Origin of the sequence: Bradyrhizobium sp. 164, from assembly GCF_023073715.1 — a bacterium.
Classification (GTDB): Bacteria; Pseudomonadota; Alphaproteobacteria; order Rhizobiales; family Xanthobacteraceae; genus Bradyrhizobium.
In genome coordinates this window covers 75,001-85,205 of record NZ_JADPKA010000094.1, presented here as the reverse complement: position 1 = coordinate 85,205, position 10,205 = coordinate 75,001, and the positions used below count along the sequence as shown (strand labels likewise).

Here is a 10,205-nt window from a genome sequence, read left to right as displayed (position 1 = left end):
GCCACCCCCCCTCCGGCCCCCCTCCGGGGGGTGGCACCCCTCAATCAAACAGACTCGGCGTGTGGTTCACCAGCGCGCCTTCGATCTCGAGCATCTTCAGCTTCGTCACCACGCCGCCATTCGCCGAGAAGCCGCCGGGTTTGTTGCCGGCCGCGAGCACGCGATGGCAGGGCACGACGATCGGGCACGGATTGCGGCCGAGCGCCTGGCCGACGTCGCGCGACAGTTCGACGCCGCCGAGCCGCTTGGCGATGTCGCCATAGGTCATGGTCTTGCCCGGTGGGATGGTGCGGGCGATATCGTAGACGCCGCGGTTGAACTCGGGCACGCCGTCGAGGTCGAGCGGGATGTCGGTGAGATTATCGGGCTCGCCGGCGAGCAGTTTGACGATGCGATCGATCGCCTGTTGCACCTCGGCGGTGGGCTCGCCTTCGGTCGCCTCGGCATGACGCTGATGGATACGGGTGCGGATCTTTTGCTCGCCGCCCATCGGCAGTTGCGTGCCATTGATGCCGCGCGGGCCCCAGGCGATGGCGCACAGGCCGATCCTGGTGTCGAACAGGGCAAAATGCTGGTCAGTCATGGCTTGGTTCCTGGCTGCGTCCTTGTCGCATGCCCGATTGTGTTGTCCGCTCGAATTTAGGCTTGGAAATAGTTGCGATCCACCCGGTTTCCGGGAATCTTGCACAGAGTTCCTTTTCCTTCGCGCGAGCCCAGAATGCAAAGCCTCCACGTCAACGGATACGACATGCCCTATCTCGACGTGGGCGAAGCCAAGGGCGGCCCGCCGCTGGTCTGCGTGCACGGCTCGCTGAACGACTTCCGCGTCTGGGGTTGCGTGCTTGGCCCGTTGTCGCAGCGCCACCGGGTGATCGCTGTCAGCTTGAGGCACTTCTACCCGGCGCGCTGGGACGGCGTCGGGGACACTTATTCGATCGCCCAGCATGTCGATGACGTCATCGCCTTCGTCGAGAAGCTCGACCTCGGGCCGGTCGACCTGATGGGCCATTCCCGCGGCGGGCACATCTGCTTCCGCGTGGCGCAGCGGAGGCCGGATATGCTGCGGCGACTGATCCTCGCCGAGCCGGGCGGCGAGCTCGATGCGAGCCTCGATCCCGATTATGTCGGCGGCCCCTCGCCGCTGCTGGCGCGCTTTACAGCATCGGCCGAGAGGATCGCGGCCGGCGACGTCGACGGCGGCCTCGCCGTCTTCGTCGACGCGCTGGAGGGCCCCGGCACCTGGCCGCGGCTGCCGGCGACGGTGAAGCAAAATCTGCGCGACAACGCCATGACGCTGATCGGTCAGGTCGCGACAACCGCCCGCCGTTCTCGAAGGCGGATGCGGAGTCCATCAAAATGCCGACGCTGTTCATCCTGGGCGCGCGGACCAAGGGCCTGCTGCCAAAGGTGCTGCATGCGCTCGCGGCGCATGTGCCCTATTCGAAGAAGGCGATCATCCCGAACGCGACGCACCCGATGTTCGAGCAGGCGCCGCAAAAATACTCCGAAGTGGTCCTGGAGTTTCTGGCGAGCTGATCATGCAGACATTTCGCGTCAACGGTTACGACATGGCCTATCTCGAAGTCGGAGACGGTCCGCCGCTGGTCTGCGTGCACGGCACGTTAGGGGATTTCCGCACCTGGTATTCGGTGCTCGGACCGCTGTCGCGGCATCATCGCGTGATCTCGGTCAGCCTGCGGCACTTCTTTCCCGAGCATTGGGATGCCGTCGGCGACGACTACAAGATGGCCCAGCACGTCTTCGACGTGATCGCCTTCATCGAGCAGGTCAGGCCCGCACCGGTCGACCTGATGGGGCATTCGCGCGGCGGTCACATCGCCTTCCGCGTAGCGCAGATACGGCCTGATCTGTTGCGAAAACTGGTGTTGGCCGAGCCGGGCGGCGATCTCGATGCCAGCCTGCCGGTCCCCGCCGGCACGCCCGCGCATCCGCCGCTCGCCGCCCGTACGGCGCGCTCGGTCGAGATGATCCGCGCCGGTGACATCGAGGGCGCGCTGCAGAATTTTTACGACGGCATCGAAGGCGACGGCTCCTGGCGGCGCGTACCTGCGGCGGCCAAGCAGCAACTGCGCGACAACGCGATCACTTTCCTCGGCCAGATCAACGAGCAGCGCAAGCCCTACACGCTCGCCGATGCGCAGGCGATCAAGACGCCGACGCTGCTGATCGGCGGCGGCGCGACGACAGGAAGCCTGTCGGTGATGTGGCGCGTGCTCGCCGAGCACATCGCGGGCAGCAAGACGGCGGTGATTCCGAACGCCGGCCACTGGATGTTCGAACAGGCGCCGCTTGAGTTCGGCGAGGCGGTGAACAGATTCCTGGCGGAGTAGGAGCGCTCTTCGCCCCTCCCTGCGTCCGGGAGAGGCGAAGGAAGAGGCCTCACACCTTCCAAACGCCGACCTGCATCTTGATCGTCGCATTCAGCCGGTTCCAGACGTTGATCGTCGCGATCGCGAGGATCAGCGTTGCGAGCTCGCGCTCGTCAAAATGCTTGGCGGCCTCGTTCCAGATCGCATCAGGCACCGGATCTTCGCGATCGGCAAGGCGCGTGACCGCCTCGGTCAGCGCCAGCGCGGCGCGCTCGGCCTCGGTGAAATAGGGCGCTTCGCGCCAGGCGGACACGGCGAACAGGCGCTCGTCGGTCTCACCGAGCTTACGGGCGAGCTTCGGGTGCATATCGACGCAGACGCCGCAGCCATTGATCTGGCTGGCCCGCAGGTGCACCAGCTCCAGGAGCTTTTCCGGCAGACCCTGTTTGGTCAGGTTGCCAATGGATTGAAGGTGGTTCATGGCCTCAGGCAGGACCATCACCGGGTGATTCATGCGAGCGTGCATCATCTTGCGTCTCCGTCTGTTGAATTTCGAAGGTTCCGGTCACATCGGCCGGATTGGCCTCGTCATGGGCATGACGGATCGCGATGAGGGAATGTGACCGATGACCGAACAAAATTTTCTCAGCCACCAGTTCGAGGCCAACCGGGACCATTTGCGCGCCGTGGCCTACCGGATGCTGGGGTCCCGTGCTGAGGTCGACGATGCCGTGCAGGAGGCTTGGCTGCGGGTCAGCCGCTACGACATGTCCGATGTCGCGAACCTGCGCGGCTGGCTCACGACGGTGGTCGCGCGCATCTGCCTCGACATGCTGCGCGCACGGAAATCGCGCCGCGAGGATCCGATGGGCCCGCACGTGCCCGAGCCGATCGACGAGACGCGCGAGCGCGAGACGGAGATGGCCGATTCCGTCGGCGCCGCCCTGTTGGTCGTGCTGGAGACGTTGCAGCCGGCGGAGCGGCTCGCGTTCGTGCTGCATGACATGTTTGCCGTGCCCTTCGAGGAGATCGCGCCGATCGTCGGCCGCTCGGTCGAGGCCTCGCGGCAGCTCGCGAGTCGCGCCCGGCGGCGGGTGCAGGGCGCACCGGTGCCCGAGACCGACCTGTCGTACCAGCGCCGAATCGTCGATGCGTTCCTCAAGGCGTCGCGCGAAGGCGATTTCGAGGGCCTGCTGACCGTGCTCGATCCCGACGTCGTATTCCGCGCCGACCAAGCCGCGGTGCGGCTCGGCTCGCTGCCCGAGATTCGCGGCGCCGATGCGGTGGCGCAGCTCTACAAGGGCCGCGCCCAGGCCGCACGGACCGCGTTGGTCGACGGCGAGATCGGCGTCGCCGTCATCCTCGGTGGACATCTGCGCATCGCGCTTCGTGTTACCTTCAACGGCGACCGGATCGCGGGAATCGACGCGCTGGCCGATGCGGAGCGGATCGCGGCGCTCGATGTGGAGGTGCTTGAGCGCTAGCGAAACGTGGCATCCGGATTGCCTAGATGTTACGGTTCCGTCCGATCGTGCGGTGCCGCCGCTCGAAACGGGAAAGGACACCTCATGACATTCCGCCTCACTCCCTTGCTTGCTCTGTCGCTGCTCGGTCTCGCCGCCGGCGTCACGAGCGCGGTCGCGGCCGCCGACGAGAAGCTGAAAGCCGCGGCCGAGCAGGAGAAGGCGCCGCTGATCGAGACGCTGCGTGACATGGTGATGATCGAGAGTGGCAGCGGCGACGCCGAAGGCTTGAAGAAGATGGCCGATTTCACCGAAGCGCGCCTGAAGGCGCTTGGCGCCGTCACGGAGCGACGCAAGACCACCGCCGGCACAGGCGCCGATATGGTGATCGCCACGTTCAAGGGCTCGGGCACGCGAAACCTGATGCTGATCGCGCATATGGACACGGTCTATCAGCGCGGCGTCCTCGCCAGCGAGCCGTACCGCGTTGACGGCAACCGCATCTATGGCCCCGGCATCGCCGACGACAAGGGCGGCATCGCCGTGGTGCTGCATGCGCTCAAGATACTGAAGGATGCCGGCTGGCACGACTATGCCAGGCTCACCGTGTCGTTCAATCCAGACGAAGAGGTGGGGTCGATCGGGTCGGGCGAGATGATCGCGGAGCTCGCCGACCAGCACGACGTCGTGCTCTCCTGCGAGCCGACGGCGGCTTCGCCTCCGGCAAAGAACGACTCCTTGCTGCTGGGGGCGAGCGGCACCGCGACGGCGAAGATGGAGGTGAAAGGACGCGCTTCGCATGCCGGCGCTGCGCCCGATCTCGGCCGCAACGCGCTGATCGAGCTCGCCCATCAATTGCTGCAAACCAAAGACGTCGCCAAGTCGATCCCCGGCACGCAGCTCAACTGGACCACGGCGCAGGCCGGCACCGTACGCAACCAGATTCCGGAAAAGGCCGAGGCCGGCGCCGACATCCGCCTCACCATTCCCGATGGCATCGCCAAATTGCAGGCGGCGCTCGACGAGAAGGTGAAGGAGAAGCTCGTTCCCGACACCGAAACCAAGGTGACGATCACAGCGGGCCGCCCGCCCTTCGTCGCGAGCGGTCGCGGCCGCGCGCTGGCCGAGGTGGGACAGTCGATCTATGCCGAGATCGACCGCAAGCTCGACATCACCGAGATGACGGGAGGCGCCACCGATGCCGGCTACGCCAATCGCAGCGGCAAGGCGGTCGTGGTCGAGAGTTTCGGCCTCGCCGGCTTCGGCTATCATGCCCGCGACGAGTTCATCGACACCAACTCGATCGTGCCGCGGCTCTATCTGATGAGCCGGATGCTGATCGAGCAGGGCAAGATCAAGTAGGACGGCGCCGGGCCGGATCGTTTTCTCGAAAAACAACCCCATGCACAGTAGACGGCGCGAGCGATATCAATAGCTTAGCGCGTTTCGAAATGAGAGGCGGCCATCCTATGGTACCGCTTGACGCCCTCAGCCGCACCGCGTAGCTTCGAATACGGAATTCCGTATTCCGTTTTCAGGTGCCGCGGAGCTGCCGGCGTGATCCCTCTCGACCCACTCCCGAACTTGATCGACCAGGTCTATGCCCGGATCCTGGAGGCGATCTCCGACCGCACCCTGCCCCCTGGCCAGCGCATCCGGCAAAACGAGCTCGCCGACAGGCTCGGCGTGTCGCGCCAGCCGGTGTCGCACGCGCTGCATTTGTTGCACCGGCAGGGCCTCGTCGCCGAGAGCGGCAAGCGCGGCTTTGAGGTCACCCAGCTCGACCCGTCACGTATCCGCCAGCTTTACGAGGTGCGCGGCGCCATCGATGCACTCGCCGCCCGGCTTGCTGCCGAACGTGCAGGCACGGACGCGGCGGGTCGCGCGCGGCTGGAGGCGGCGCTTGCCGCCGGACGCCCCATCGACCGTAACACGACGCTGGCCGAACTCATCGGGCTCGACGTCGATTTTCATCGCGCGATCTACCAGATCGCCGGCAATCCCGTGATCGAGGAGACGATGGCGCCGCAATGGCCGCACATGCGCCGCTCGATGGCGACCGTGCTGTCCGAGCTCGACTATCGCGCCAGCGCCTGGGCGGAGCATGCCGATATCGCCAAGCACATTCTCGCGGGCGATGCGAACGCTGCCGAACGCGCGGCGCTGGCCCATGCGCAGACGGCGGGACGGATGACCGAAGAGAGATTGAGGGCGACGGAAGAGGTTGCGGCGTAACCACAAACGCCGTCATTCCGGGGCACGCGAAGTGTGAGCCCGGAATCTATTGAGCGGCAGAGATTGTGGATGAATGGATTCCGGGTTCGGTCCTGCGGACCGCCCCGCAATGACAACAATAAACAACAGGAGGACGACCCATGAAACTGTCTCAAGAGCAATTGGAGTTCTTCCACCGCGAGGGCTGGCTGTTCCTGCCCGAATTGTTCAGCCAGGAGGAGGTCGGTCTGCTCGCGCGAGAGGCGGTCGGCATCTATGACACCAACCGGCCGGAGGTCTGGCGCGAGAAGAGCGGTGCGCCGCGCACCGCCTTTGCCGCACATCTCTACAACGAGGCCTTCCGCATCCTGGGCGCACATCCGCGCATGATCGAGCCGGTCGAGCAGCTCTTCGGCGAACCGGTCTACATGCACCAGTTCAAGATCAACGCGAAATCGGCCTTCACCGGCGACGTCTGGCAGTGGCACCAGGATTACGGCACCTGGAAGCGCGACGACGGCATGCCGGAGCCGCGCGCGATGAACATCGCGATCTTCCTCGACGAGGTGATGCCGATCAACGGCCCCCTGATGCTGGTGCCGCGCAGCCAGAACGCCGGCGATCTCGAAGCCTCGCATGACCTCGCCACCACCTCCTATCCGCTGTGGACGCTGGACGAGGACACCGTGACACGCCTCGTCAAGCAGGGCGGCATCGTGGCGCCCACCGGCAAACCCGGCGGCATGCTGATGTTTCACGGCAATCTCGTGCACGGCTCGGCCGGCAACATCACGCCCTACCCGCGCAAAATCGTGTATTTGACGCTGAATGCGGTCTCGAACTACATCCGCACCCCGACGCGGCCGGACTACATCGCGCATCGCGATTTCACACCGATCAAGACGGTGGAGGACGACGCGCTGCTGCGGCTCGCGCGTGCGCCGCGGCAGGCGGCGGAGTAGGATGTAGGATGCTCTCATGCCCCGGACGCAGCGCAGCACGTCAGTGATGCGCTGCTGAGCCGGGGCCCACCGACACGGAATTCCCTTACACTGGGTCCCGGCTCTGCGGAGCAGCACTTCGTGCTGCTCCGCGTCGGGGACACGATCATTCCGCAGGACATATCCCCATGAACCTCTTCCGTCTCCTCCAGGCCCGCGCGTCCGCCGGCGAGCCGGTTCGTGTCGCGCTGATCGGCGCCGGAAAATTCGGCTCGATGTTTTTGGCGCAGGTGCCGCACACGCCGGGGCTGGAAGTGCCTGTCATCATCGACATCGATTGCGACCGCGCCCGCGAGGCGTGCCGCATCGTCGGCTGGGACTCGACGCGCATCGCCGCGACCACCTTCACCGATGACGGTGTGCGCGCTATTGCCGGCGGTGCGATGGACGTGGTGGTGGAGGCGACCGGAAATCCCGCCGCCGGCATCACGCATGCGCGCGCTGCGATTGCGGCGGGCAAGCATATCGTGATGGTCAATGTCGAAGCCGACGTGCTGGCGGGCCCCCTGCTCGCAGAGGAAGCGCGAAAAGCCGGCGTCGTCTATTCGCTCGCCTATGGCGACCAGCCGGCGCTGACGGCGGAGATGGTGGATTGGGCGCGGGCCACTGGCTTCCGCGTCGTTGCCGCCGGCAAGGGCACAAAATATCTGCCGGCCTATCATGACGTGACGCCTGATGGCGTCTGGCAGCATTACGGCCTCACTCCGGGCGAAGCGCAGTCGGCCGGCATGAATCCGCAGATGTTCAACTCCTTCCTCGACGGCACCAAATCGGCGATCGAGATGGCCGCGATCGCCAATGCCTGCGCCCTCGACGTGCCCGCGGACGGCCTGCTGTTTCCGCCCTGCGGCGTCGACGATCTGCCACATATCATGCGGCCGCGCTCACGCGGCGGCGTGCTGGAGCGAGCGGGCGTGGTGGAAGTAGTGTCCTCGCTCGAGCGCGACGGCCGGCCGGTGTTTCGCGACCTCCGCTGGGGCGTCTATGTCGTGCTGGAGGCACCGAACGATTATGCTGCCGATTGCTTCAGGCAATACGGCCTGAAGACCGACGCCAGCGGGCGCTTCGCGGCCATGTACAAGCCCTATCATCTGATCGGCCTCGAACTGAACATCTCGGTGCTGTCGGCGGCGCTGCGGAGCGAGCCGACCGGACAGGCCACAGGCTTCCGCGGCGACGTCGCGGCCGTGGCAAAACGCAATCTGCGCGCCGGCGAGATGCTGGATGGCGAAGGCGGCTACACGGTGTGGGGCAAGCTGGTGCCGGCGGCCGCGAGCTTGAAGGCCGACGCGCTGCCGATCGGTCTGGCGCATCGTGTGAAGCTGAAACATGACGTCGCGCATGGCGCGATGGTGCGCTGGAGCGACGTCGAGTTCGATGCGGGCAACGAGACGGTGAAGGCGCGCAAGGCCATGGAGGACGCGTTCGCAGCGCAGCATTGAGGGCGTCGCCGGCAGCGCAACCAAAGTGCGCTTGCTTTGCTGCGGCCCTTTCGTCATCCTGACCGCGATCCGGAATTCGAATTTCGGACGCCAAGAAACGTCGGCCACCGGCGAAGACAAAGCGACGTCAAGATCGCAATCCCCTCGTCGAGGACTCGACATCACAGGAGGGAAACGCATGGAACGTCGTAAATTCCTGACGGCGGGCGGGCTGGGCCTCGCCGCAAGCGCAGTCGCAGCGCCAGCTGTCGCGCAATCGATGCCCGAGGTGAAATGGCGCCTGGCGGCGAGTTGGCCGAAATCTCTGGATACGCTGTATGGCGGCTGCGAATATTTCTGCAAACGCGTCGCCGAGATCACCGACAATAAATTCCAGATCCAGCCCTTCGCCGCCGGCGAAATCGTGCCGGGCCTGCAAGTGCTCGACGCGGTCTCGAACGGTACGGTCGAGATCGGCAATACCGCACTGTATTATTACTGGGGCAAGAATCCCGCCTTCACCTTCGGCACATCGCTGCCATTCGGGCTCAACACGCGCCAGCACATCTCTTGGCTATTGTGGAACGGTGGTCAGGAGATGCTGAACGATCTCTTGAAGGAGCATAACGCGATCGGCGTGCCCACAGGTTCGACCGGCGCCCAGATGGGCGGCTGGTTTCGCAAGGAGATCAAGACCATCGATGATCTCAAGGGACTGAAATTCCGCGTCGGCGGGTTTGCCGGCACCATCATCTCGAAGCTCGGTGGCGTCCCGCAGCAGATCGCGGCAGGCGACATCTACCCCGCGCTCGAGAAGGGCACGATCGACGCGGCCGAATGGGTGGGCCCCTATGACGACGAGAAGCTCGGCTTCGTCAAGGTGGCGAAGTACTATTATTATCCGGGCTGGTGGGAAGGCACCGGCCAGGGCCACAACATCATGAATCTCGAGAAGTGGAATGCGCTGCCCAAGCATTATCAGGCGGCCATTTCGAGTGCATCGCTCGATACCTTCACCTGGGTGACCGGCAAGTACGATGCGGTCAACCCACCAGCACTCAAGCGGCTGCTCGTTGCCGGCGCCATCCTCAAGCCCTTCCCGCAAGAAGTGCTCGAGAGCTGTTATACGGCGGCCGGGGAGGTCTACGCCGACCTCGCCAAGAACAATCCGCATTTCGGCAAGATGTATGCGAGCCTCACCGCCTATCGCAGCGAGTCGCTGGCCTGGATGCAGGTCGCCGAGCTCAGCTTCGACAGCTTCATGATGCGGATGCGGACGCGGACGTAGCTGCATCGCGCTGCAAACAGCTAAAACGACGAAAGCCCCGGAGATGTTTCCGGGGCTTTTGCGTTTGTCCATCGACCCGACCAGTCACTGCGTCGTCCTCGACAAGCGAGCATAGCAAGTGCCGATCCAGGCCCATGACCGCAGAAGCAAATTTGCGGAGACTCGTGATTGCCAGTTCGCCCGACGACGACTTTTCGGTAATGAGTCCGGGCTTTCGCCAGGACGATGCAGGAAACTCGCTCAATTCTCGTCGTCACCGAGCGCGGCGACCAGCTTGTCGTAGTACTTGCCGATTAGGTCGATGTTAGCCTTGTTCTCGATCTGCGGCGCCGGCGTCTTCAGCGCTTCGTTGAGCTCGTCGATCGCTTCCTTCTTGTCCTTGGCCGGCATCTTCTTGTCTGCCTGCACCTGCGCGATCTGGGCCTTGATCACGGCTTCGGTGCCGACATATTTCTTGGTCGCGGGATCGAAGCCGCCGAGCACGAGGC

Annotated in this window: 10 protein-coding genes and 1 pseudogene (1 of these 11 running past the window's edge); 8 read left to right on the top strand and 3 right to left on the bottom strand. The window is 64.8% G+C overall.

Features of this window, described 5'->3' with window-relative positions:
- Window positions 1-40 precede the first annotated feature (40 nt).
- Window positions 41-583, bottom strand: a complete 543-nt coding sequence (locus IVB01_RS28470) for a methylated-DNA--[protein]-cysteine S-methyltransferase (protein WP_247276773.1) — start codon at window positions 581-583, stop codon at window positions 41-43.
- Between the two features lie 135 nt (window positions 584-718).
- Between IVB01_RS28470 and IVB01_RS28465 the strand changes: the two are divergent.
- Both IVB01_RS28465 and IVB01_RS28460 read left to right on the top strand, forming a co-directional pair.
- Window positions 719-1,536, top strand: a pseudogene (locus IVB01_RS28465) (alpha/beta hydrolase).
- Between the two features lie 2 nt (window positions 1,537-1,538).
- Window positions 1,539-2,351, top strand: coding sequence for an alpha/beta hydrolase (locus IVB01_RS28460; RefSeq protein WP_247276774.1), 813 nt, complete (start codon window positions 1,539-1,541; stop codon window positions 2,349-2,351).
- Window positions 2,352-2,400: 49 nt separating this feature from the next.
- Here IVB01_RS28460 and IVB01_RS28455 read toward each other — a convergent pair whose 3' ends face one another.
- Entirely contained in the window at window positions 2,401-2,856 is a 456-nt protein-coding gene (locus tag IVB01_RS28455; protein ID WP_247495076.1) for a carboxymuconolactone decarboxylase family protein, read from the bottom strand.
- 100 nt (window positions 2,857-2,956) lie between these two features.
- Here IVB01_RS28455 and IVB01_RS28450 point away from each other — a divergent pair, with 100 nt between their 5' ends.
- From IVB01_RS28450 to IVB01_RS28425, 6 genes are all read left to right on the top strand, one after another.
- Window positions 2,957-3,814, top strand: coding sequence for a sigma-70 family RNA polymerase sigma factor (locus IVB01_RS28450; RefSeq protein WP_247276775.1), 858 nt, complete (start codon window positions 2,957-2,959; stop codon window positions 3,812-3,814).
- 84 nt (window positions 3,815-3,898) lie between these two features.
- The gene (locus IVB01_RS28445; RefSeq protein WP_247276776.1) at window positions 3,899-5,155 is read left to right on the top strand and encodes a M20/M25/M40 family metallo-hydrolase; all 1,257 of its coding nucleotides are present in this window, start codon (window positions 3,899-3,901) and stop codon (window positions 5,153-5,155) included.
- Window positions 5,156-5,350: 195 nt separating this feature from the next.
- Complete coding sequence (locus IVB01_RS28440; RefSeq protein WP_247276777.1) at window positions 5,351-6,028, top strand: GntR family transcriptional regulator; 678 nt, start codon at window positions 5,351-5,353, stop codon at window positions 6,026-6,028.
- Window positions 6,029-6,168: 140 nt separating this feature from the next.
- Window positions 6,169-6,969 (top strand): phytanoyl-CoA dioxygenase family protein, encoded by an 801-nt coding sequence (locus IVB01_RS28435; protein WP_247276778.1) that lies wholly within the window; start codon window positions 6,169-6,171, stop codon window positions 6,967-6,969.
- 167 nt (window positions 6,970-7,136) lie between these two features.
- Window positions 7,137-8,450, top strand: a complete 1,314-nt coding sequence (locus IVB01_RS28430; RefSeq protein ID WP_247276779.1) for a Gfo/Idh/MocA family oxidoreductase — start codon at window positions 7,137-7,139, stop codon at window positions 8,448-8,450.
- A 178-nt stretch (window positions 8,451-8,628) separates the two neighbouring features.
- Entirely contained in the window at window positions 8,629-9,717 is a 1,089-nt protein-coding gene (locus tag IVB01_RS28425; protein ID WP_247276780.1) for an ABC transporter substrate-binding protein, read from the top strand.
- A 240-nt stretch (window positions 9,718-9,957) separates the two neighbouring features.
- Here the strand turns inward: IVB01_RS28425 and IVB01_RS28420 are convergent, their stop codons facing one another.
- Window positions 9,958-10,205 carry the end of a hypothetical protein gene (locus IVB01_RS28420; RefSeq protein ID WP_247276781.1) on the bottom strand. 340 nt of this gene lie beyond the right edge of the window, so the window shows 248 of its 588 coding nt (coding positions 341-588); the start codon falls outside the window, past its right edge — the gene reads right to left on this strand; its stop codon occupies window positions 9,958-9,960.